General features: G+C 58.2%; 18 protein-coding genes and 1 pseudogene. 10 read left to right on the top strand and 9 right to left on the bottom strand.

Annotated elements, in window-relative coordinates:
* Positions 1-36: 36 nt before the first annotated feature.
* Positions 37-2,934, bottom strand: a complete 2,898-nt coding sequence (locus tag AC3WP4_RS05765; RefSeq protein ID WP_102614470.1) for an AAA family ATPase — start codon at positions 2,932-2,934, stop codon at positions 37-39.
* Between the two features lie 304 nt (positions 2,935-3,238).
* Here AC3WP4_RS05765 and mhpA point away from each other — a divergent pair, with 304 nt between their 5' ends.
* Complete coding sequence (gene mhpA / locus AC3WP4_RS05760) at positions 3,239-4,897, top strand: bifunctional 3-(3-hydroxy-phenyl)propionate/3-hydroxycinnamic acid hydroxylase MhpA (protein ID WP_102614469.1); 1,659 nt, start codon at positions 3,239-3,241, stop codon at positions 4,895-4,897.
* A 2-nt stretch (positions 4,898-4,899) separates the two neighbouring features.
* On the top strand, positions 4,900-5,544 hold the full coding sequence (locus AC3WP4_RS05755) for a TetR/AcrR family transcriptional regulator (RefSeq protein ID WP_102614468.1): 645 nt from the start codon (positions 4,900-4,902) through the stop codon (positions 5,542-5,544).
* On the opposite strand, the gene AC3WP4_RS05750 is transcribed toward AC3WP4_RS05755, so the two are convergent.
* Positions 5,533-6,801, bottom strand: coding sequence for an NADH:flavin oxidoreductase/NADH oxidase family protein (locus tag AC3WP4_RS05750; RefSeq protein ID WP_076030892.1), 1,269 nt, complete (start codon positions 6,799-6,801; stop codon positions 5,533-5,535). The genes AC3WP4_RS05755 and AC3WP4_RS05750 overlap by 12 nt on opposite strands.
* A 229-nt stretch (positions 6,802-7,030) precedes the next feature.
* Here AC3WP4_RS05750 and AC3WP4_RS05745 point away from each other — a divergent pair, with 229 nt between their 5' ends.
* The 6 genes from AC3WP4_RS05745 (at position 7,031) to AC3WP4_RS05720 (ending at position 14,249) form a co-directional block, all read left to right on the top strand.
* Positions 7,031-7,645: a TetR/AcrR family transcriptional regulator gene (locus tag AC3WP4_RS05745; RefSeq protein WP_076030893.1), complete on the top strand. Its 615-nt coding sequence runs from the start codon at positions 7,031-7,033 to the stop codon at positions 7,643-7,645.
* A gap of 85 nt (positions 7,646-7,730) precedes the next feature.
* Positions 7,731-8,822 (top strand): VOC family protein, encoded by a 1,092-nt coding sequence (locus AC3WP4_RS05740; protein WP_076030894.1) that lies wholly within the window; start codon positions 7,731-7,733, stop codon positions 8,820-8,822.
* 175 nt (positions 8,823-8,997) lie between these two features.
* Positions 8,998-9,954: a fumarylacetoacetate hydrolase family protein gene (locus AC3WP4_RS05735; RefSeq protein WP_102614467.1), complete on the top strand. Its 957-nt coding sequence runs from the start codon at positions 8,998-9,000 to the stop codon at positions 9,952-9,954.
* Positions 9,954-11,855 (top strand): acyl-CoA synthetase, encoded by a 1,902-nt coding sequence (locus tag AC3WP4_RS05730; RefSeq protein WP_102614466.1) that lies wholly within the window; start codon positions 9,954-9,956, stop codon positions 11,853-11,855. Before AC3WP4_RS05735 ends, AC3WP4_RS05730 begins: the two co-directional genes overlap by 1 nt.
* Before the next feature lie 157 nt (positions 11,856-12,012).
* Positions 12,013-13,332 carry an outer membrane protein transport protein gene (locus AC3WP4_RS05725; RefSeq protein ID WP_102614465.1) on the top strand — a complete coding sequence of 440 codons (1,320 nt, stop codon included), beginning with the start codon at positions 12,013-12,015 and terminating at the stop codon, positions 13,330-13,332.
* Positions 13,333-13,652: 320 nt separating this feature from the next.
* Entirely contained in the window at positions 13,653-14,249 is a 597-nt protein-coding gene (locus tag AC3WP4_RS05720) for a DJ-1/PfpI family protein (protein WP_102614464.1), read from the top strand.
* A 171-nt stretch (positions 14,250-14,420) separates the two neighbouring features.
* Here AC3WP4_RS05720 and AC3WP4_RS05715 read toward each other — a convergent pair whose 3' ends face one another.
* The 4 genes from AC3WP4_RS05715 to AC3WP4_RS05700 all read right to left on the bottom strand — a co-directional run bounded on the left by AC3WP4_RS05715 (position 14,421) and on the right by AC3WP4_RS05700 (position 17,145).
* A complete protein-coding gene (locus AC3WP4_RS05715; protein ID WP_076030899.1) occupies positions 14,421-15,149 on the bottom strand; it encodes a class I SAM-dependent methyltransferase in 729 nt (242 codons plus the stop codon).
* A 173-nt stretch (positions 15,150-15,322) separates the two neighbouring features.
* Positions 15,323-15,586 carry an Atu4866 domain-containing protein gene (locus tag AC3WP4_RS05710; protein ID WP_076030900.1) on the bottom strand — a complete coding sequence of 88 codons (264 nt, stop codon included), beginning with the start codon at positions 15,584-15,586 and terminating at the stop codon, positions 15,323-15,325.
* 122 nt (positions 15,587-15,708) lie between these two features.
* The gene (locus AC3WP4_RS05705) at positions 15,709-16,446 is read right to left on the bottom strand and encodes an SDR family oxidoreductase (RefSeq protein ID WP_102614463.1); all 738 of its coding nucleotides are present in this window, start codon (positions 16,444-16,446) and stop codon (positions 15,709-15,711) included.
* Between the two features lie 129 nt (positions 16,447-16,575).
* Positions 16,576-17,145 (bottom strand): NADPH-dependent FMN reductase, encoded by a 570-nt coding sequence (locus AC3WP4_RS05700; protein ID WP_102614462.1) that lies wholly within the window; start codon positions 17,143-17,145, stop codon positions 16,576-16,578.
* Positions 17,146-17,289: 144 nt separating this feature from the next.
* Between AC3WP4_RS05700 and AC3WP4_RS05695 the strand changes: the two genes are divergently transcribed.
* On the top strand, positions 17,290-18,198 hold the full coding sequence (locus tag AC3WP4_RS05695; protein ID WP_074877249.1) for a LysR family transcriptional regulator: 909 nt from the start codon (positions 17,290-17,292) through the stop codon (positions 18,196-18,198).
* Between the two features lie 89 nt (positions 18,199-18,287).
* Here AC3WP4_RS05695 and AC3WP4_RS05690 read toward each other — a convergent pair whose 3' ends face one another.
* On the bottom strand, positions 18,288-19,157 hold the full coding sequence (locus AC3WP4_RS05690) for a helix-turn-helix domain-containing protein (protein ID WP_488655972.1): 870 nt from the start codon (positions 19,155-19,157) through the stop codon (positions 18,288-18,290).
* A 291-nt stretch (positions 19,158-19,448) separates the two neighbouring features.
* Here AC3WP4_RS05690 and AC3WP4_RS05685 point away from each other — a divergent pair, with 291 nt between their 5' ends.
* Positions 19,449-20,213 (top strand): SDR family NAD(P)-dependent oxidoreductase, encoded by a 765-nt coding sequence (locus tag AC3WP4_RS05685; protein ID WP_076030905.1) that lies wholly within the window; start codon positions 19,449-19,451, stop codon positions 20,211-20,213.
* Positions 20,214-20,307: 94 nt separating this feature from the next.
* Here AC3WP4_RS05685 and AC3WP4_RS05680 read toward each other — a convergent pair whose 3' ends face one another.
* Together AC3WP4_RS05680 and AC3WP4_RS05675 are read right to left on the bottom strand one after the other, a co-directional pair.
* Positions 20,308-21,372: a methyl-accepting chemotaxis protein gene (locus AC3WP4_RS05680; protein ID WP_418329261.1), complete on the bottom strand. Its 1,065-nt coding sequence runs from the start codon at positions 21,370-21,372 to the stop codon at positions 20,308-20,310.
* 234 nt (positions 21,373-21,606) lie between these two features.
* Positions 21,607-21,873: pseudogene (locus AC3WP4_RS05675) on the bottom strand (PAS domain-containing protein); the annotation flags it as partial.
* Between the last annotated feature and the right edge of the window lie 279 nt (positions 21,874-22,152).

The following is a 22,152-nucleotide window of genomic DNA, read 5'->3' as shown; positions in this document are numbered from 1 at the left end:
GGACAGTAATCCTTACCGCAGAGAAATCGCGCCGCTTCACGCCGGCTTGGCAGCGTGAATCAGCGAGCGCGCACGTTTCGCCAGCTCGGTTCCGTCAGTTTCCGGCGACTGGTCAACCAGCGTGGCCAATACCTGTTGGTCCTCGGCCGTAGCGTCAGGGTGCTCGCACAGTTCGACCAGCGCTTGCAGCTCCAGCCACGGTGCTTCCTGGGCGCGAGCCTCTTCAACTGCGCGCCGCACCGCAGCGATGCCGGCGTCGGGCTGACCCTGCGCTCGCGAGATCGCTGCCTCCAGCAGCAATAGTTGCGGCAGGTAGACGCGCTCGCCCAGTTCTTCGCCCACCCGAAATGCTTCCTGCAGCTCGACTTGCGCTGCGTTGCAATCACCTGCGAGCAGCAGCGCCTCGGTGGCGTAGCCGAGCACCTCGCTGGCACCGGAGCGCATTCCAAGCCCGATGTGTTCTTCATAGGCCTCGCGGATGCGACGGTAGCCGTCGCGCGGTGCACCGTTGCGCGCGTCGGCCCAGCCGCGCCACCAGCGGCAAGCCGTACGCCCGAGTGCGAGTGAATATTCATCGACCAGCGCCTGCATGTCGTCGGCCAGCGCAGCCAAACGCACGTGGTTTCCCATCCGCACCTCGATCAACACCTCCTGCCAGGCGGCGACCAGCCAGGTCATGGGCTGGCGCAACGCCTGCGCGCGTGCCCGCGCTTGCTGCATGTGGATTCGGGCTTGCTCGATCAGACCAGAACGCACGAGTTCTATAGCCAGCATGCCATGCAGCATGACCTGAGGATCAGCCGCAAAAATCTCGTTCGTCCCGATGTCCAGCGGTTCGGCGATCGCGAGGGCGCGTTCCAGCCAACGGCGAGTCGTTTTTGTGCGTCCCTGGAGGTGATGCACCTCGCCCCGAACGATGCACGCCGCCAGCAGGAGCTCTTGATCATTTGCGTCGCAGGAGAGGGTTTCAGCACGCTCCGCCACCTCGAGCGCCAGCGCATAGTCGCCGCGCAGACCAAGCAGATAGCCGAACCCGTGCAGCAGACGACCGCGCATGGGGTGTTCGGGGACATCCGCCAACAGCCTGTATGCACGTTCGAACACGCTTTTGGCTTCACTGCCGACACCGAACATGTGGAAAGCCGAAACCCCTTGCAGCGTGGCCAGGGTAATTTCGAGCACATTGCGCTCCGTCCCTTCGGGAGCCTGCATCAACAGGACCAAGGCGCGCTCAGTGAGGCCAATGCACAAGTCCGGGCTGAAGTGCAGCAGCGCGGCTTCTGCGGCCTCGGCGTAGTAACGCAGCGCAATCATCGGCTGCCGAGCCCGGTCGAAGTGCATTGCCAGCTCCGAGGCAGCAACCGGCACGCCGGTCGTGCGCTCGCGTTCGAGGGCAGCGCCGACCTGGCGATGGAGTTGGGTGCGCAATGAGCGCGGCGTGCGGTCGTACAGCACCTGGCGGAAGAGCGCGTGTCGGAAAGAGTGGGGTGGCTCTAGCGTCTCCTCAACTTCTGTGGCCCGCGATCGTATGAGCCATACCTGTTCGCGTATCAGCTCTTCACAGGCGTGGACCACCGACGCGAGGTCTCGCTCGAGGGCCAGTGAAACCGTCTCGATGCGGAATTCGACCCCACACACCGCTGCGGCGGAGAGGAGGGTGCGTTGCTCGGGACCCAGCCTGGCGATGTAGTGATCGATGATGGTTGCGAGGTTTTCGGGAACCGCTAGATCCGCAAGCCGAGCCTCGATGGTGGCTTTGTCGTCCTTTGGGTCCATCACTTCACTGGTGATTGACGAAACGAACAATGGCACACCGTCGGTCCGCTCGTGCAGGGCGCGCACGAAGGTTTCATCGCGTGCCAGCGAGGTCGAACGCAACGCAATATAGGCAGCGACCTCGGTTTCCGAGAACGGGTCGAGCACCACTTCCTCGCACAGACGTTGCAGGCGCAGTTCGTGGCGCAAGGAGCTGAGGGGATGATCGAGCGCAACCACCTCGGCGAGGCGGAAGCTCGACAGCCACATCAGCCGCGTACGGCCACGTCGCCGTGCCACATAGTTGATGAGCTGGACCGTCGCCCGATCGCTCCAGTGCAGGTCTTCGGTCACCAGCATCAGCGGGCGCTGCTCCGTGTAGCGGTCCAGCAATTCACCCATTTCCCGGAGCATGCGGTCCGGGCCGACACCGGCAAGCTCGCGCCTCAATGCGTCTTTCTCCTGCGTGGTACTCAGCCACGGGAGTTGCAGCAGCCAGGTCGGTGCCACGGCGCGCATCAGCGCCGGCAGGGTGGGGTCGGTGCGGCACAGATCGGCTAACGCCTCTAGCACCGGCAGATACGGCTCGCCGACGCCGTAGTGCTCCACGCAATGGCCGCGTGCGCAGGCGATGTCGCCAAGGCCAGTGAGGAAATGTTCGATCAACGTGGTCTTGCCGATCCCCGGCTCTCCGGCGAGCCAAACCACGGCGCGCTGGCCGCCATTCGCCCGCTCCCAGGCTCTTTGCAGCCTCGCGACCTCGTCAGTGCGACCGATGAATGACGGTGACGAAGGTGTGCCGGTGGCTGTAACTGTCGCGGATGCAGGCGGTATCGAAAGTGCGGAGGAGGGCGGGGCGATGAAGCGATAGCCGCGCCGTGACACCGTCTCGATGAAACGAGGATGCCTGGGATCGTCGCCCAGTACCTTGCGCAGATCGCTAATGGCCGTCTTCAGGACCGAATCGCTGACGAACCGATGCCCCCACACGGCATCAAGCAAGGCGTCCTTGGTCACCAGCGATCCTGGCTGGCGTGCCAGCGCGCATAACAACGTGAAGGGCGTCGGCGCCAATGCCACCGCTTGCCCATTGCGCGACAAACAGGCGTTGGACTCATCGAGCTCGAACTCGACGAAGCAGAGCAAGACTGGGTTGGGATGGGGCTGCGGACGTGCCACGGTTGATTCCTAAAGACTAGACAGAGTGTGCGCCGCGATCTTCACGAGGCTTCAGCTATGCCTCCAATGACAACGCTGATCAGCGCTGAAGCCAAGCGTCGCCGGTCGGAAACTGGCACACGCGCAAACCCGGTTCACGCCGCGCACTTCGGCTCGCCCCTTGGCTCCATCGCGGGTTGAGCATGATTCCAGAAAATAATGGCAAAAACATCAATATTGAAATATTTCTCAATATTGAATACCTTCACCTTGCCTGACGATGAGACCTCGCGTCTCACGACTTCAATCACAACAAGGGCTCGAGATGAACAACAACAAGAAAGTTTGCGAATTGCCTCCCGCCGCCGTCGACGTGCTGGTGATCGGTTATGGTCCGGTAGGTGCGACGATCGCGGCGCTGCTGGGTCGCTATGGGGTCACGACCCTGGTACTGGACAAGGTCCATGACGTCGTACTGATGCCGCGTGCCATTGCTCTGGACAACGAGGCGCTCCGCATCCTGCAACAAGCCGGTTTGTCGGAAGATGCTTTCGAGAAGATCGTTATCCCTGAAGTGAGGATGCACTCCCCGGTACTCGGGCAGTTCGGTCGAGCCAATACCGAGGGATGCATCGACGGCCATCCGAAACTCGTGACGTTCTATCAACCCGACCTTGAACACGCGGTGCGCAGCCAGGTCTCCCGCCTGAAGTCAGTGACCAGTCTAGGTGGCATCGAGCTTGAAAGCCTGGTCGAAGAGTCGGATGGCGTCGTCGCCTCCGTACGGGATGAGAATGGGCAGTCGCATTCCGTTCGCGCCCAGTATCTGATCGGAGCGGATGGTGCTAGCTCCAGGGTCAGAGCGCTGATTGGCCAGGAGTTCGAAGGGCGGAGCTATGCGGAGGATTGGCTGATTGTCGATGTCAAGAACCGGCATAAGTCAGCGATTGATCACATCGAGTTTCTCTGTAATCCGCGCCGTCCGACGCCGCACATGCCGGCACCCGGCGGCAGGGAGCGTTGGGAGTTCATGCTGCAACCCGGCGAGTCCCGGGAAGAGCTGGAAAGCCCGGAAAGCATAGCCCGGCTGATCGCGCCTTGGATCAACCCGCAGGAGCTGGAAATCGAGCGCAAGGCGGTGTATCGATTCCACGCGCGGTGCTGCAACAGATTCAGTAAGGGACGCGTCTTTCTCGCCGGCGACGCGGCGCACATCACCCCCCCTTTTGTCGGGCAGGGCCTCGTAGCGGGACTTCGAGATGGCGCCAACCTTGCCTGGAAACTGGTTTGGGTCCTTCGCGGCCATGCCGCGCCTGCAATACTCGATACCTATGACGTAGAGCGCCGCCCCCATGCCCAGGCGATGATCAATCTAGCGAAACTCATGGGCCGCCTGGTGATGCCCAAAAACAAGATTGCAGCTTTCTTTATCCACGGCTTGATGCGCACGCTGGCGTTGACACCCGCTACCAGGAGGTACTTCGAACAGTTGGACATCAAGCCTAAGAACACCTTCAAGCACGGCCTGTTCGTGCAGCATCGTCGGGGCGACAAGCTGGTACGTGGCAGCCTGTTCCCCCAAGCCTGGGTGCGCACTATGCAAAAGCAGATCAAACTGAGCGACGATGCTCTTGGAGACAACCTGACCCTGGTTGGATTGGGTGTTGACCCGTTGTCACTGCTAACCACTGAGCAGATCGTTTCCTGGGAAAAAATGGGAGGCCATTTCTTAGAGGTCAGAACGCGCGGCCAACGCTCCGGCGGCAGCTGTGACTTCATCGAAGACATGAACCATGACATCCTGCCGTTGGCCCCTAAAGGAGCGCTGGTCGCGGTTCGTCCTGACCGTATCATCATGCACCACGCCCCTGGTGCAGAGGCAGACAGTCTCCTTCGTGACTGCCGGAGCCTGCTGGTTGGCAAACACGCCACTCCTGATAGCGTTTCCGTTACCATCAACGAGCCCACTAGATTACGAGCTTGATAATGCATTCCCCCATTCTTCCTTTAGAAGCTGCGCCAGAACCTCTCACGAGAGGCCACAAGAAGCGTGAGCGCACCCGTCGCGGCCTGGTGGACGCGGCATTGCGTCTTGTCGCACGTAAGGAGGTGGGGGAGATCGCGCTGTTCGAGGTCGCCGCGGAAGCAGAGGTATCCAACGGTACCATCTACAACTATTTTCGAACTCGCGACGAAGTACTGGAGGCGGTGGGCATCGCCATGGCCACCGAGTTCTCCGATGCCATTTCCGCCCTGAGCACGGACGTGCACTGCGGCGCACAGCGACTTTCGATTGGCGTGCGCATGTTTGTATGCCGGGCCGCCGACGATCACGAATGGGCCAATGCACTGCTGCGCATCATCCATTTCGATCAGGCCATGCGCTCGCGTTTGGCTGCCCATGTACTTGGTGACCTGCGTGAAGGTCTGCGCGAGGGCACTCTCGCTTACGAGGACGAAGGCATTGCCCTGGACATGGTTGTATCGTGCACAACCGGAGCAATGCGCTCGGTTGTCGAGGGGCGTGCAGTGGCAGAGCACGATCGGCGGGTCGCCGAAATGATTCTCCGGGCTCTGGGCGTAACACCTGCCAGAGCCAAGAGAATTGCCGGCAAGCCGCTACCTGCCTGATCTGATGTCAGCATTGATCGGCCAGGCTTGATCAATCCATCGCCGATAGCTCTTTGCCTGGCGACGAGACTTCAGCTGATTGCCGATCAATGCCATGAGGGGCGATGTCCCAGGTTGTGTCCGTTTGCCTTGGCTCAGCAAGCCAAGCTGCTTCTTGATCACCGACGCCACTGCGAGCGATGCCAGCGCCTTGTTCTTCCAGTGAACGACGATGGGCTCCACTTTGATGTCCCGACCTGCCATCCACTGTCTCGGCAGGGCTGGCTCGATTGCCAGCGCAGTGGCAAGTCCGACCATCGACACTGAGCCGCTCACCACTCGCTCCGCGACCTCCTTTCTACGCACGCCGCCAGTGACCATCAGCGGCATGCGCGCTATTTCTCCTATTCTCTCCGCGAACTCGAGAAAGTAGGCTTCTCGAGCCAAGCGGCTGCCATCGCGGGTCTGCCCCTGCATCGCCGGGCTTTCGTAGCTACCACCCGATAACTCGACCAAGTCGACCGCCTTGGCGTTGAGCATTTCCACCACGCGAGCCGCATCCTCGGCATTGAAACCGCCTCGCTGAAAATCCGCGGAATTGAGCTTCACCGCGACGCAAAAGATCGGTGCTACTCGCTGACGTATCGCGTCGATGGTTTGCAGCAGAATTTGCGCACGATTTTCCAGGCTACCGCCCCAGCGGTCATTACGCTGGTTGGTCAAGGGAGACAGGAATTGGCTAAACAGATAGCCATGCGCTGCATGAATTTCCACGCCAGTAAATCCGGCGCGTTCTGCCAGCACCGCCGCTTGGGTATAGCGCTCAATCAGCTCTTCGATCTCCTGCTCATTCAAGGCCCTGGGCGGCACAAAAGCTTTTGACAGTCCGGGGATATCGACCGCAACTGCGGAGGGGCCCCTTGCCGGTTGCCCCATGGAAGCCAATAGCTGTCGTCCGGGATGATTGATTTGCATCCAGGCCTGGGCCCCACGACTGCGGCAGGCATCTGCCCATAGCCGGAAATTCACCAGGTTCCGATCGTCCTCAAGCACGACGCCAGCCGGTCCGGTCAAGGCGTGGCGATCAACCATGACGTTGCCAGTGATGATCAGACCGGCCCCACCTTCCGCCCAACGCTGATAGAGCTTGACCAGCGCTTCCCCAGGAGCGTGATCATCATTGGCAAGGTTCTCCTCCATGGCAGCCTTGGCAATTCGGTTTGGAATCACCGTGCCGTTAGGCAATCGAAGCGGTTTGAAGAGCTTTGAGCCGGTCATGTTCTGTCCTTCAGCTAATAAAAATTCGGCCAATACAAATGAACATGCGTGTTCAATTATGTCAATGCGCAGGACTTTTATTGGCCAGACGGCATCGATCACGGCATCTAGATTATTAGATTGCAGGCCCGTTTTCGGACAGAAAAACCTAAATTCTTAAAAATAGGGTTGACGCAAAATGAACACGAGTGTTCAATCTGTCCATAAAGGTAATCCTGGAGAGAGAACCGTGGAATCCCTGAATCCAACACAACGCCGTATTCATCAAGCTGCCTTTCGCCTGTTCGCCGAGAGAGGCACCTCGCAAGTGAACATCCTTGACCTCGCGCAAGAGGCAGGCGTGGCGCGCGGAACGGTTTATAGCAACATCGACAGCATGGAAAACCTGTTTGAGGCGGTCGCCAGCCATCTCGCGAGGGAGATGCATGAGCGCGTCAACAAGAGCTTCAATTCCCTCTCGGATCCAGCTCATCGCCTTGCCAATGGCATTCGATTCTTCATTCGCCGAGCACACGAAGACTCCCAGTGGGGGGCGTTCATCCATAAATTCGCCATGAGCAATTCGGCGTTGCGCGAAATGTTCAGCAGCCAGGCGACCAAGGATCTTCTGAGCGGGCTTGCCACCGGGCGCTACAGGTTTCAGCAGGAACAATTGCTCTCGATACTGACGCTGATATCGAGTTGTGTGCTTGGCGCGATTTTCCTGGTGCTGGAAGGTCACAAAACGTGGCGAGAGTCGGGCTCTGATACCGCCGAGCTGGTATTGCGCGCATTGGGCGTGCCGCCAGAAGAGGCGCGTGCGTTGGCGACCCAAGAGTTGCCGGCACTTCCATCTCTCGACTGAGCTCGTAATTGATCTGACTGAATAAACCCCTGAGTTTTCAGGGGTTCGGGACAGCTTTGCTCTAAAAACCCGGAAAACAAGAACAATGAACAACAAAAACGAATTGCACCGGTTGGCGACATCACACCCTGCGCGGCATCCGCAGCCGACGGTAAAGGCCCAGGATCTGACTCACCTGATCTTCCAGCGACCGGACTTGAATGAGGCTGCGCGTTTCCTGACTGACTTCGGCCTGACGGTAAGTCGGCAGGAGGCCGATACGCTCTATCTGCGGGCCACCAAAGCCACTGCCTATTGTTACCGTGTCCAACGTGCCGAACATGCACGTTTTATCGGGTTCGGACTTGCAGTGCAGTCCCTGGAAGATCTGAAAAAGCTCACTCGAATCCCGGGTGCGTCATCGGTCGAGAAATCGGAACATCCGGGTAAAGGGTATTACGTCAGGCTGACGGATCCGTCCGGCTTCATTGTGGAAGCCGTTTGCGACCAGACGCCAGGCAAGACGCTGGCACATAGAGCTCCTCTGCACTGGAACCTGGTGCACGAGCAACCGCGGATCAACGCTACGCAACGCCCGCCGATTGCTCCCCCCGAAGTACTCAAACTGGGTCACATCGTCCTTGAAGTGGCCGACTACCAAGCGACCTGTGCCTGGTATACGCAGCATTTCGGGTTTATTCCCAGCGATGTGCAGGTTCTCCCCGACGGCACGCCTATCGTCACTTTCATGCGCCTTGATCTCGGTGATATTCCCGCGGATCACCATACGCTCGCGATTGCGCAAGGGTTCATGGCCACCTACAGCCATAGCGCCTATGAAGTCGTCGATGCAGACGCCGTGGGTATGGGGCAGCGCGTCCTGCGCGAGCGCGGTTGGGCGCACTCATGGGGGATCGGCCGGCACATTCTGGGCAGTCAGATCTTCGATTACTGGCAAGACCCTTGGGGCGATAAGCACGAGCATTACTGCGACGGGGATATTTTCACGGCCACTCGGCCTACGGGCATTCATCCGGTGAGTCCCGAGGCAATGGCGCAGTGGGGGCAGCGCATGCCCAAGAGTTTTACCAAACCCAAGTTGACCCTGGCCAATGTGCTGCTGCTGATCCGCAACCTGCGACGCAGCCCGGACCTGACCATTCGCAAGCTGATAACACTCATGCGGATGTTTGGGTAGAGCTGCCGCCATGTCTGACAACTCAACCCGGTTTGGCCGGGGGGATGTGCTTAAAGCCGGCGCTTTGATTGCCGGCGGTGCGTGGGTCTACACCGTTGTCAGCCCGCCTTCAGAACGACACCACAGTTCTCGCGCCACCGAACGCGAGACAAACGCCGCTCCAGGAGTACCTTCAATGTCTGCTGTACACGTAGTCCGCTTTGAATATCAGAACGGTATCCACTGGGGCGTGCTTCGCCAGGGCCGTATCACGATTGTCCCTGGCGCTTTTGAAACCACCGGTGACTTCATTGGCCACAACAGTATCGATGACCTCGCTCAAATGAAGGGCTCTGAGCTGGAGGAGGGCGAAGTAAAACTGCTGTCGCCGGTGACCCGTAACCAGCAATTCGTCTGCCAGGGCGCCAATTACCGTCAGCACATGATCGAGTCGGGCATGGACCCGGATGCGAAGAAATTCAACATGATCTTCACCAAGGCGACAAGTTGCCTGGTAGGGGCTGACAGTGACCTGATCAAGCCGCGCCACGTGCGCTTCCTTGACTACGAAATTGAACTGGGGCTGGTGATGAAACGCGCGATCACTGGTTCCGTTTCTGTCACCGACGCCAATCTGCATGAGTTCATTGCGGGCGTCGTCATCGTCAATGACTACTCGGCGCGTGACATTCAGATTCCCCAGATGCAGTTTTACAAGGGCAAGAGCTACCGCACTTTCGGTCCGGTCGGCCCGTACCTCTGCCTTCTGGATGCCTCGAACATTCGTTATCTGAAAGACCTGCAGCTGCGCCTGACGGTCAACGACCAGGTACGACAGAACGACAGCACGGCCAACCTGGTTTACGGCCCCGCTGAAACCCTGACCGAACTCTCCGCCTTGCAAGATCTCGCCGTTGGAGACCTGATCGCCACCGGTACTCCTGCGGGCTGTGCGCTAACGATCCCTTCACCTGCGAAACAGCGCATTGCGGCCCTGATGCCGGAAGCCACCAAGTGGAAGCTTTTCCTCAAGGCACAAGAAGGCCGGACGCAGTATCTCAAGGCAGGTGACGTGGTCGAGGCGCGCATTCGCAGCGCCGATGGCGTGATCGACCTCGGTGTGCAACGCAACCGAGTCGTGGAGGAAGCCTGATGGTGGTGCAGAACCTGAACGATATCGAAAGTCTCGAACGAGTCCCCTTGGCGGAGCGTGGCCTGGCTTGCAGCACTTATGAAGCGCTACGTCAGGCGGCGGAGCGCACCCCCCAGGCACCGGCGCTGAGCTTCTTCGCCGATGCCGCCAATTTCAAACGTACCTGCAAGTGGAGCTACTCCCAGCTCTTCGCGGATATCACCCGCGCGGCCAATGCTTTCCATGACCTGGGTATAAAACCGGGTGAGGTGCTGGCCTTCATCCTGCCCAATCTGCCGGAAACCCATTTCACGATATGGGGCGGGGAGGCGGCGGGGATCGTCATGGCGATCAATCCTCTGCTCGAGGCCAAGCAAATGGCTGGCTTGCTGAATGCCGCGAAGGCATCGGTAGTGGTGACACTCGCGCCGACACCAGGCAGCGATCTGTGGCCCAAACTGGTTTCGCAGCTGGATCAGTTACCCACGGTCAGGTCTGTCGTTTGGGTCAGCATGGAACCCTATGTCGCCGAACCTGTGCGTGAGGCTCTGAAAGTCTCGGCACTGAAGGAGCGAGACTTACACAGCGGTATCGCGATTCATGATATGCAATCGCTGATGAACACTCAGCCGCACACACACCTGAAGAGCGGTCGGCAAATCCGCCAGGAGGAGTGCTCCTCCTACATCTGTACGGGCGGCACCACCGGGCTGCCCAAGATCGCGGTGCGTACTCATGGCTCGGAAGTCTTCAACGCATGGGCCGTGGCTGCTCACTTACAGCCACGCAGTGGTGGCGAGGTTATCTTTTGTGGCCTGCCGCTGTTTCATGTCAATGGCCAGCTGGTGACTGGACTGATGCCTTGGACTCAAGGCGACCATGTGATCCTCGGGACGCCTCAAGGGTATCGTGGCGAGGGGGTGATCCCACGATTCTGGGAGATGGTCGAGCACTTCGGTATCAACCTCTTTTCCGGCGTGCCTACTGTTTATGCTGCACTTCTGCAAAATGAATGGCAGGGCCGCGATCTATCCAGTCTTCGCTTTGCCATGTGTGGCGCCGCTCCCATGCCGGCTGAACTTTTCCGAGAGTTCGAGCGCCGGACCGGGGTGAAAATCCTTGAAGGTTACGGCCTCACTGAGGGGGCCTGCGTCTCATCAATCAATCCGCCCCATGGCGAGCGCCACATCGGCTCCATCGGGATACGGATCGCCTACCAGAATATGCGCGCGGTCTTGCTCAACGATTCGGGAGAGTACCTGCGCGACGCCAACGTGGATGAGATCGGCCTCATCACGATCAGTGGACCGAACCTTTTCGAGGGCTATCTGGATGAGCGTCATAACCAGGGCCTCTGGATCGATATCGATGGTCAGCACTGGCTGAATACAGGTGACTTGGGGCGCCAGGATGCGCAGGGGTATTTCTGGCTGACCGGACGCAAGAAGGAGTTGATCATCCGTGGCGGTCACAACATCGATCCCAAGCAAATCGAGGAGGTGCTTCAGGCGCATCCTGCTGTCGCCTTGGCCGCTGCAATCGGCAGCCCTGATGCTTACTCGGGCGAGGTACCGGTCGCCTACGTTCAACTGTGCCCCGGGCAAGTTTGCAACGCCGAAGAACTTGAGGCATTCGCTCATCTCAACATCAGCGAGCGGGCGGCCGTTCCCAAGCGTATTGAAATCCTCGAAGCGTTGCCACTGACTGCCGTGGGCAAGATATTCAAGCCTGCCTTGCAGCAGCGGGAAATTGCCAGAGTAGTCCGGCAGGAAGTGGAGCGCATGTGTCTGCAGGAAGTTGAGGTAGAGGTGGTACAGGATGGGCGACGCGGGCTAGTCGCATGCATCCGGGCGGGAAACAATCAGGAGTCCCTGGCCCTTCTTCTAGGGCGCTATAGCTTTCAAGTGGAGTGGCTTGAATGAGTGTGAGTTCGCCTTCGTAAGTTAAACAAACATGTCCTGGTACTCATCTGTCAGGACCTTTTTCACAACTTCGATCAACTCCAACCGGCACTGACATGTGCACGGCAAGGCCAAGCCTTGCCTGCGTGCAACCAACAAAAAGAATAAGAGGTGGACAATGAAAGTGAATAACCGTGCGATCCCGTGTTTCTCTGTTCAGCAAGCGTTTGCTTGCTGGATCAAGTTAACCGGCGCCGTGGCCATACTCAGCGCTTCAACAACTGCGGGCGCCAATGGCATTGCCCTGAACGAACAAAGTGCAAGCAGTGCGGGAACTGCTTATGCGGGAAGGTCGTCATCCGCGCTGGACGCCAGCACCATCTTTGGCAACCCTGCGGGCTTAACCAAATTGAAGCGTAGTGAGATTTCCGGCGGGGCCGCGGTCGTCTCGGTGAGCGACGACATCAGTGATGCGCAAAGCAATGTCCCGGGCACCAATAAAGGGGACTCGGTACCTTTGGGAGTCGTGCCCTTCGCTTATATGTCGACGCCACTTGATGATCGCTTTTCGATTGGTCTGGGCCTCTATGCACCAAGTGGTTTGATCAATGATTACGAGAGTAGTTTTCAGGGCCGTTACCATGGTTCCTATAGCACGACCAAGGAAATAACCCTGCAGCCCACCATTGCCTATCGGATCAATGATTACGTGTCCATTGGTGGTGGACCGACCATAAACCGTTTCAATGCAAAGCTTAAGAATTACCTGGCCACCGGTGCCCTGAACAATGGAGAGGACACGCTGGTCACCATCAAAGGCGATGACACTGCACTTGGCTACAACGTAGGCATCCTGGTCGACTTTACCGAGGCAACCCGTTGGGGGATTAACTATCACTCGAAGGTGGACTATGAGCTCGAAGGGCATACTGAGGTTTCTGGCTCCCCGAGCGTTATCCCGCTGGACGGAACGTATGACAACAAGATAGACCTCACGATGCCTGAGTCCGTGGACACGTCTATCACCCATCATTTCAATAGTCGCTGGACGGGCTACTTGGGGACCACCTGGAAACGTTGGAGCCGAATCCAGAAGGTCGAGGCCGTCAACAGCGGTCTTTCGCCCATGGGCCAGGCGGCTGGCTTGGGACATGTGATAGAAGAAATGAACTGGCGCGACACTTGGAGCACCGCCGTTGGCGCCTCCTATCAATTGAACCAACAATGGCTGCTGCGCGCTGGCTACGCCTATGATCCTTCGCCTATCAGAAATGCTGATCGTAGCGTGCGTATTCCTGTTGGCAATCGCCAAGCCGTGACCTTGGGCGGTGCTTACTCGCCGAATTCCGATCTGACGATAGACTTTGCTTATGGTTATCTCTGGGATTCCAACGTCTCCGTAAAGCAATCGAACAATTCCGGTGTGCAACCGCAATACAGCGCTAATTACGACAACAGTGCGAATGGAGTTTCAGTGCAGGCAACCTATCGGTACTAATCAACGCGACTCCATTTTTAATAAAGTCAATTTTTGCAAGCCTTCCTGAAAGTTTATCTTTAATCGTTCATCAACTATCCCAACGGGGAGTGATGCAGTTCTGCCTGTCAATCAGCACCCACTGCCGCGAATACTTTCGCGGTAGTGGGTGGGTTTTCATTTTACTACCTCTAATCCATCGTGTTTGCCGCGTGAACCTTCTGAATCAGATTCTCGTGGGGCTGTGGCAGGTCGTCATGTATCCATGACAACTATTTGAGCGAATTGATTATCGAATTTACGATGATGCCAACAATGTCTCCAAGAGTACGAGGCTTCTGATGCACATCGCCATCCTGACTTTCGACGGTTTCAACGAACTCGACTCGCTGATTGCGCTCGGCATCCTCAACCGGGTCCAGCGGCCCGGCTGGCGGGTATCTATCGCCAGCCCCTCGGACAACGTGCTGTCGATGAACGGCCTGCAGATTAAGGCGCAGACATCGCTTGAGGACGCCTGCAGCGCGGACGCTGTTCTGGTGGGGAGTGGGAGAAAGACCCGGGACGTCATCGCTGACGCCACGCTGATGTCTCGCCTGAAACTCGACCCGACGCGTCAGCTGCTGGGTGCTCAGTGCTCGGGCACGCTGATCCTTGCCAAGCTGGGTCTGCTGAACGACGTTCCGGCCTGCACGGACTTGACCACCAAGCCGTGGATCGAGGAGGCCGGCGTGGCAGTGCTCAATCAGCCGTTCGTGGCCAAGGGCAATGTCGCGACGGCCGGCGGGTGCCTGTCATCGCAGTATCTGGCCGCCTGGTTCATCGCCCGCCTGGAAGGCGTCGAAGCTGCACGCAGTGCGATTGATTATGTGGCACCGGTGGTAGAGAAGGAGGCCTATGTGACGCGCGCAATGGCGAACATTTCGCCGTTTCTTTAAGGTTCACTATGACCGCTATTGGCCGATTGTCGGGCGCTAGGATCGAGTCTCGTTTCCCGCTCCAGGATTCACAAAAACCGCCACTCAATGAGTGGCGTTTTTTGTGCGTGACATTTACGTTCAGCCTTGAACAGAGGGGCTTCGGCCTACCGAAAGTCTGCAGTTAGAAACTCAACGGCTGGCCGACACGATCAGCATCATGGGTCGCTCGACTTCATCGGAAAGTGCAGGGCGATCCGCAAGATCGGCTTCGGTCGGACCCCATTCGTTTACGTGATCGAGGGTGAATCCGGTGTGGATCAGCAGGTTCAGTAACGTGCCCAGTGTTCGATGCTGTTTGACGACGCCATCGCTGAGCCAATTCGTCAACCGGGGACCTTCCACCTGATAACTGTCTACCGGCCATGACTTGCGTCCTTGTGCATCGATGATCCAGTCCGGTCGGCGTGACGCCATATAGATGGGATGCTCGATGGAAAACACCAGCCTTCCACCGGGTATCAATGCGTCATGTACGGTGCGCAATAGCCCTGCCAAGTCACTGATGTAATGAAACGCGAGTGAGCTGTAGGCCAGGGTGAAACCGGATCTGGCAAATTCAAGCCGCTCCAGGTCGGCCCGCTGATAACTTACCCGTGAGTCGTGTGTGCTGGCGACAGCGCGCTCCAGCATCTTCTCCGAGACATCCAGCCCCAGCACGCGCTCGGCACCCTGTTCAGTGGCCCATCGACAAAACCAGCCATAACCGCAACCCAGGTCCACGACCTTCTGGCCGGACATTGGCGGCAGTAACGCTCTCAACGCCGGCCACTCGGGGGCACCGGCGAGCCCTTGGCGCGAGCGGGGCAGTTGGCTGTAGCCGTCGAAGAACTCGGGGTTGTCGTAGATATTCTGGGTCACTGATGGTCTCGCTGGGTATGTGCACTTCGGCATGCTACTGAGGCGTTGATGTTCCGCTTCGGATTGGCAGGACGACCCATAGCTGACAGGGGCGACAAGTATAAATCGGCCAAAACCAGCCCGGTCCGGATTACGGTTGCCGCCATTCCAGTGCTGGTTGCCAGCTCTAAATATCAGGTTTTTTCCTCTTCCACATAGAGAACCATACCGGCGTGATAGAGAACCCCATCACGGAACTCACCGTCGGCGGTGAACCCTGTGTCGTCTACATACTCGATGTGGTTGCCTTCGAGCCAGTAACGACCTTGGTAGGCACTTTTGTTATCGCCACGGGCCTCGTCATAGCGGCCACCGGCAAGCAGTTCATGACGTATGCGGCCATCCACAGTAACCCACATACCGACATACTTGTTTTGATCGCTTGAGGAATTAGTCATATCGCGGCTCCTTGATTGGCTTAATACGCTGATCGCCTCGCATGGCGTTCGGTATGGCATCTAGTCGAATTGGAAAGCCGGGGCGCCAGGCAGGACGGCCAGCGCCGCAATTGCGCACTCCGTCAGAATGGGCTCGCCGTGGGCCGAACGATCAGCTCGCTTACATCCACGTCCGCAGGTTGTTCCACGGCATAGGCAATCGCTCGTGCGATGGCGTCGGCCGAGATCGCGATCTTGCGAAACTCTTTCATCTCGGCGCGACCGCCCTCATCAGAGATGCTCTCGGCCAGCTCGGACTCAGTAACACCAGGAGCGATGACGGTAACCCGAATATCGCCTCCAACCTCTTGACGAAGGCCTTCGGAGATGGCCCGGACAGCGTACTTGGTGGCGCAGTAAACGGCCGCAGTCGGACTCACGGCATAGGCACCAATAGAGGCAATATTGATGATCTGTCCAGCCCGTTGGCGCTGCATCAGCGGCAACGTGGCAGCGATACCGTGCAGAACTCCGCGAATGTTCACGTCAATCATACGGTCCCACTCATCCACCTTGAGTGCCTCAAGTTTGGAAAGAGGCATCACGCCAGCGTTATTCACCAACACATCAACACGACCGAACCGGGTAACGGCGAAGTCGATGAAGTCTTGGACATCCTTTCGGTCCGTGACGTCCAGAGCACGGAATTCAGCGCTGCCGGAGGAGGCGTTGATATCGCCAGCAATCCTTTCAAGTCGGTCAGTACGACGGGCGCCGAGCACTACTTTCGCGCCTTGGCTAGCCAGCAGTCGCGCGGTAGCCTCACCGATACCGCTGCTTGCGCCGGTGATTGCGATGACTTTGTCTTTGATGTTCAACATGATTGGTTTCCTCTTCTGTTTGCCCAGGAAGCGGGTCTGGAAACAAGGTTAAGGACGGGCAACAACTTTCCGTTAGTCGAATACTCCGTAACCTTTGCCTATTTCTGCGGCACGCCTTTGCACTGAGCCTTAGCTCACCCGTTCATAGGGCATCTGTTGTCGCGCAGCCTTCAGGGCTCTCGCCCACCAGTTCAGCTGTACCAGCATTCGAGCCATTGGAAGCCTGGCTTGATCAGGCTGACGTATAACCCCGGCCTCATCGATTAGCGCCCAAGGATTAGGGAAGGACACGAAATTGCAGATGGGTACCGCGTGTTGCTCGGCCAGTGCCTGGCGAAGCTGATCAATCGCGTAACGTCCACCCGACGCCCCGCCGTAGCCGACGAATGCCACCGGTTTTGCGTGCCAGCCAATCGAAACCTGGTCAATGAATGCTTTCAGCTCGCAGCGATAAACATTGGTCAGTTCCGATGTAATGATCAGGAATGCATCAGCCTCGGCCAAATGGCGAAGACTTTCCTGTCGCTGCATCACGGCCTTATTGTCTGGCTTGGCTATGAGGTTGGCAGGTTCCATATACCAAGGCGCGAACTCAGCACGTTGCGCTAAAACATCAGAAACCCATTTCAGCAGTGCAGTGTTCAGTCCTTCTTCATCCTGAGCACCGTGAATCAGGACCAGTTTTATCTCGCTATTCATCTCACCCTCCAAACTTGGTATCCAAGTGGTGGCATGTCGTTTGCTGAATTTCACGTCCGCCTTTCAGGCTCTGGATTAGAGTATGAGTGGCAACGCGGCAGATATAGCCGGTCCTGGGGCATACAACTTGTGACTTGAATTCATATGAGACGGTTGGACATAAACTGCTTCGCCGAAATGAACGTGTTCGTCAGGGTCGTTGAAGATGGCGGCTACACGGCTGCCGCCAAGAACTGTGCGATGACCCCATCAGCGGTCAGCAAGCTCGTCTCAAGGCTGGAAAACCGCTTGGGAACGCGTTTGCTCAATCGCTCAACAAGGCGGCAGTTGCTCACGCCTGAAGGGGCCGCGTTCTATGAGCGCAGCCTGACTATCCTGGCGGCGGTCGATGAGGCTGAGCAGGAGGCAGCAGCCAGCTCCGCACCTCAGGGAACAGTGCGGGTCAATTGCAATGTCGATATCGGGCGTCTGTTTCTGCTGCCTCTATTGAAGACGTTCTTGCAGCACCACCCTGGAGTATCGGTGGAGGTTTTCCTCAGCGACGAAGTCGTCGACCTGATCAGCGCACGGGCTGACGTGGCCATCCGCAGCGGACCGCTCAAAAGCTCCAATCTCGTGGCCAGGCGTTTGGGCGAGACGAGAGGTCTTATCGTGGCATCGCCGGCCTACCTTGCAGCACGCGGCATACCCAAAACTCCAGCCGAGCTTGTAGACCACAACTGTCTGGGGTTCACCTTCAGCCCACCGATGATGGAGTGGAGCTTCGTCAGCGCAGACGGCCAGCTAACACCGGTGTCCGTTACCGGCAACGCACGGACCAGTGACGGTAATGGAGTACGAGAACTTGCAATCCTCGGGCTCGGCCTCGCGCGCGTAGGGTTTTGCCAGGTCGAGCACGATCTGGCGGACGGGCGCCTTGTCCCGGTTTTAGAGGACTTCATGCCCATCGCGAAGACTGAAGTGCATGCGGTTTACGTAGGGCAGGGAGGAAAGTTGCCCACACGTGTCAGAGCCTTCATGGACTTTCTGGCGACAAACCTCAAGATCCACTAATCGCGCAGGGGCTGAGCAGGCGGGGCGGCTTACATGCGCAGGCGGGATACTCGATTCGAGCGAGCGCCTCGCAGAAACGGTAGGGCATGTCACGCTTGGCGGTAGGCGCTGGGCGTGACCCCCACCTCCCGACGAAAAACCTGGGAGAAATGGCCGGGGCTGGAATAACCGACTTCCAATCCGACATCAATAATGCTGCGATTGGTCTCAAGCAGTAGATGCCGGGCGCGACTCATGCGCAGGCGGATGAAGTACTGCGATGGTGACAGCCCCGTGGCACGTTTAAACATCCTGCTGAAGTGATACTCGCTCAAATCGGCGATATGAGCCAAATGGGCAAGGCGGAAGTCATCGGCCAGGCGCTCGTTCATGGCATCGATGACGCGGCGCAGTTTGTAGGCTTGTAGTGCGTTGCTGCGTCGGGTAGTGCTCTGCGGATCGAGATAACGGCGTAACAGATGAACGGTCAGCGCCTGAGCCAGGCTGTGTACGAACAACAGGCTGGGCGTACGCTCCTCGGTTAGCTCGAAGCGCAACTGATCAAGCATGAAATTTACCCGCTCATCCTGGGCACCGGAGATCTCGAGGAAGGTCACCGGATCGGTGTGCTCGCCCAGAAGATCACGGACAGCCCGATCGATCAGTGGAAGGCCGAGATACAGATGCATCACTTCGAAGGTGTCGCACCCCATAGTCTGCCAACGCATCTCGTAAGGCTCGCTTGTGTTGGTGAGAAAGAAGTCGCCAGCCTGCACATTGACGGCTTTCCATTCCCCACCGAGGGAGCGTTCCTCGACCCTGGCCGTTCCTGCCAGGACCAATACCAGCAGCGGCTCGACCACCGCGGGCACCAGTATCGGCTCGACGGTGCTGTGATGGCTGAACAACTGCACCATCACATCCTGCATCTGCGGGAGCCGCGGATATACCTGCGGTGTTCCCGGCAGATGATGCGGCATCGATTCGGCCGTGATGCGCTGAGCATCCTTCGGTTTCAGGACTTCATTTTCGGGCTGGTGCACAGGAGGCTCCATCGAAACACCCTCAGATGGGGGGCTGGCGTCGATAGAATACCGTAGCCTCCGCTTCCATCAGAGGCTTTAACGTTGGCGCAAAACTCCGACAGCTTCGGCAAGCTTGCGAAAGCCCAACCCTGCCCATTGCGAGACAGTGAAGCCGTCGATAACGACAGCGCCTCACAGGCGCTGAGCCGCCGAATATCTCGTCGGCTTGCAAGGCAGGAGAGCACCATGACTGAGATCAATCACAGCATTCCCAACGAAGTCGAAGGCAAGGTTGCGCTGGTCACCGGCGCCGCCAGTGGCATCGGCAAGGCTATCGCACTGTTGCTGCACGCGCGTGGCGCCAAGGTCATTGCTGAAGACCGCAATCCCTGCGTCGAAGAACTCGCCCGCCCCGGGTTAGTGCCGCTGGTAGCCGACATCACCGAAGACGGCGTCGCCGAGCGCGCAGTCGGTATGGCCGTCGAGAAGTTCGGCCGGCTGGACATTCTGGTCAACAACGCCGGGATCATCATCAATAAGTTAGTCATCGACATGACCCGCGCAGACTGGGAGCGCATCCAGGCGGTCAACGCAACCGCGGCCTTCCTGCATTGCCGCGAAGCGGTCAAGGCGATGATGCCCAACAAATCGGGAGCTATCGTCAACATCGCCTCTTACGCATCCTATTTCGCATTCCCAACCATTGCCGCTTACACCGCTTCCAAAGGCGCATTGGCCCAGTTGACCCGCACGCTGGCGCTCGAGGTGATTGAGCATGGCATTCGAGTCAATGCCATCGGTGTCGGCGACGTGGTGACCAATATCCTCAACGACGTGGTTGACGACGGCCCTGGCTTCTTGGCCCGGCACGGTGAAGCCGCCCCCATCGGTCGTGCTGCACAGCCAGAGGAAATCGCCGAAGTTGTGGCATTTCTCGCCTCGGACCGCGCAAGCTTCATCGTCGGCTCCGTGGTCATGGCCGACGGCGGCATGACCGTCACCGCCGGTTGATCAACTGACCCGGCATTTAGCCTTTTGAGCGCCATCCCAGGCGCCTGGAATGTAAAGCCCGCAGGAGCGGGCTTTTTTTACGAAAGTTGATGGGTTATCGGTTAAACCGCTCGACCAATGAATACTGGGTTTTCGCGGTCTGGGTTAACTCCTTGCTCAGCTCTGCCGAATGCCTGGCTTGTTCAGATGTTTGGTCCGCCAGATTGGCAATGGTCGTGATATTGCGGCTGATCTCCTCGGCGACGGCGGTCTGCTCTTCAGTCGCAGCGGCAATCTGAGTAGTCATGTCCGTGATGTTCGCGACGGCCTCACTGATGCCGACTAATGCCTTGTCTGCCTCGAGCACCCACGTCACGCCTTCTTCGGCCTGTCGATGTCCGCTTTCCATGGTTTTAACCGCGTTGCTGGATGAGACCTGCAACTTGGAAATCAGGTTATGGATTTGGATCGTGGACTGAGTCGTGCGCTGGGCCAGCTGACGCACTTCATCAGCGACTACCGCGAAGCCTCGACCCATGTCGCCCGCGCGGGCCGCTTCGATGGCTGCGTTGAGCGCGAGCAGGTTAGTCTGATCGGCAATGCCTTTGATGACATCCACCACCGCCCCGATCTCATGGCTGTCCTTGGCTAACTGCGCCACCGTCAGCCCTGTCTCGCCCACCACGACGGAGAGGCGCTGAATGGCTTCTCGAGTGTCTCGGGCCACTTCGCGTCCACGTCCGGTCAGCACATTGGCTTCTTGAGTGGCGTCAGCAGTACGCTGGACGTGGCTGGCGACCTCCTGCGTGGTGGCCGCCATTTGATTGACTGCGGCCGACACCTGCTCGGTCTCGACCCGTTGACGGTCCAGTCCACGAGAGCTATCGGCGGCGAGGCCATCGGATCTCCCCGCCAGACTGGTCAGTTGTTCTGCCGTGTCTTGTAGCCGCGTGAGGCAGGTCTTGAGCCTGGACGCCTGACTGACAAATGCCGTTTCAAGGCGTGCCTGAGCACCGCGTTCATCGCTGTACATTTTGGCCAGTAATGAGTCGGAGGTAGAGGCCTCAGCCATTTCCAGCAGATGCAGCGCCCCTCGGTTTTGCCTGCGGGACACAAGCAACCCGATCGGAATCGATACCCCGACGGCCAAAATGAAAGCCTCAGGTGCGCCGAGGAACATGCCACCCAGCGTCCCCACCAACCCGATCGTAGCAACAGGCAACCAGGCGAGCAGGGCGGGTTGCCATTGATCGCTAGCAGGGATGGCTGATTTTCCAAGGCTGATGCGTTTATAGAGGGCTTCGGCGCGACGGATTTGCTCGGCCGTCGGCTTGACCCTGACTGATTCATAGCCAACGACCTCACGACCTTCGAAAATCGGCGTGACGTAGGCGTTGACCCAGTAGTGGTCGCCGTTCCTGGAGCGATTCTTGACGATGCCCATCCACGGCTTGCCTTGCTTCAGCGCGCCCCACATATGGGCAAAGATGGCGGAGGGTACATCAGGGTGACGAACGATGTTTTGAGGCGCGCCGATCAGGTCGGACTTGTTGAAACCACTGATATCAACGAAGGCGTCATTGCAGTATGTGATGACGCCCCGTGCATCCGTTGTCGAGATGAGTTTTTGTTGAGGTCCAAGGGCAACCTCGCGCTGCGTAACCGGTTGGTTGTTTCTCATTTGTATTGCTCCTATGCCCTATGCTAGAGGCATCGGCAGCAAGGAGTGAAAGATTAAGAAGTAATTCCACAAGGACAGGTTATGCGTCGGAAAAGAAGGTGTTGAGCCAATTTGGCGGTTAAGTCTGGAATGCCGGAAGACAAGTTCCCAGCTGCTATCAGGCTACGTTCATCGCGAGTGCGCTGCCGTGCTCGCGACCACGAGCGTAATTGGGTTGTTCGCGTTGGTGGCAGGGTGCCACAATAGTTTCTTTTGGCTGAGTCATGATCAGGTGGATCA

This window comes from Pseudomonas sp. FW305-20 (assembly GCF_058788075.1).
This window is presented reverse-complemented; position numbering and strand designations above follow the sequence as displayed.

Excerpts from the sequence above, each read along its gene's own strand:
- mhpA (WP_102614469.1), top strand. The coding sequence starts at position 3,239 with ATGAACAACAACAAGAAAGTTTGCGAATTGCCTCCCGCCGCCGTCGAC.
- AC3WP4_RS05755 (WP_102614468.1), top strand. The coding sequence starts at position 4,900 with ATGCATTCCCCCATTCTTCCTTTAGAAGCTGCGCCAGAACCTCTCACG.
- AC3WP4_RS05750 (WP_076030892.1), bottom strand. The coding sequence starts at position 6,801 with ATGACCGGCTCAAAGCTCTTCAAACCGCTTCGATTGCCTAACGGCACG.
- AC3WP4_RS05740 (WP_076030894.1), top strand. The coding sequence starts at position 7,731 with ATGAACAACAAAAACGAATTGCACCGGTTGGCGACATCACACCCTGCG.
- AC3WP4_RS05735 (WP_102614467.1), top strand. The coding sequence starts at position 8,998 with ATGTCTGCTGTACACGTAGTCCGCTTTGAATATCAGAACGGTATCCAC.
- AC3WP4_RS05730 (WP_102614466.1), top strand. The coding sequence starts at position 9,954 with ATGGTGGTGCAGAACCTGAACGATATCGAAAGTCTCGAACGAGTCCCC.
- AC3WP4_RS05725 (WP_102614465.1), top strand. The coding sequence starts at position 12,013 with ATGAAAGTGAATAACCGTGCGATCCCGTGTTTCTCTGTTCAGCAAGCG.
- AC3WP4_RS05720 (WP_102614464.1), top strand. The coding sequence starts at position 13,653 with ATGCACATCGCCATCCTGACTTTCGACGGTTTCAACGAACTCGACTCG.
- AC3WP4_RS05710 (WP_076030900.1), bottom strand. The coding sequence starts at position 15,586 with ATGACTAATTCCTCAAGCGATCAAAACAAGTATGTCGGTATGTGGGTT.
- AC3WP4_RS05705 (WP_102614463.1), bottom strand. The coding sequence starts at position 16,446 with ATGTTGAACATCAAAGACAAAGTCATCGCAATCACCGGCGCAAGCAGC.
- AC3WP4_RS05700 (WP_102614462.1), bottom strand. The coding sequence starts at position 17,145 with ATGAATAGCGAGATAAAACTGGTCCTGATTCACGGTGCTCAGGATGAA.
- AC3WP4_RS05695 (WP_074877249.1), top strand. The coding sequence starts at position 17,290 with ATGAGACGGTTGGACATAAACTGCTTCGCCGAAATGAACGTGTTCGTC.
- AC3WP4_RS05690 (WP_488655972.1), bottom strand. The coding sequence starts at position 19,157 with ATGCCGCATCATCTGCCGGGAACACCGCAGGTATATCCGCGGCTCCCG.
- AC3WP4_RS05685 (WP_076030905.1), top strand. The coding sequence starts at position 19,449 with ATGACTGAGATCAATCACAGCATTCCCAACGAAGTCGAAGGCAAGGTT.
- AC3WP4_RS05680 (WP_418329261.1), bottom strand. The coding sequence starts at position 21,372 with ATGTTCCTCGGCGCACCTGAGGCTTTCATTTTGGCCGTCGGGGTATCG.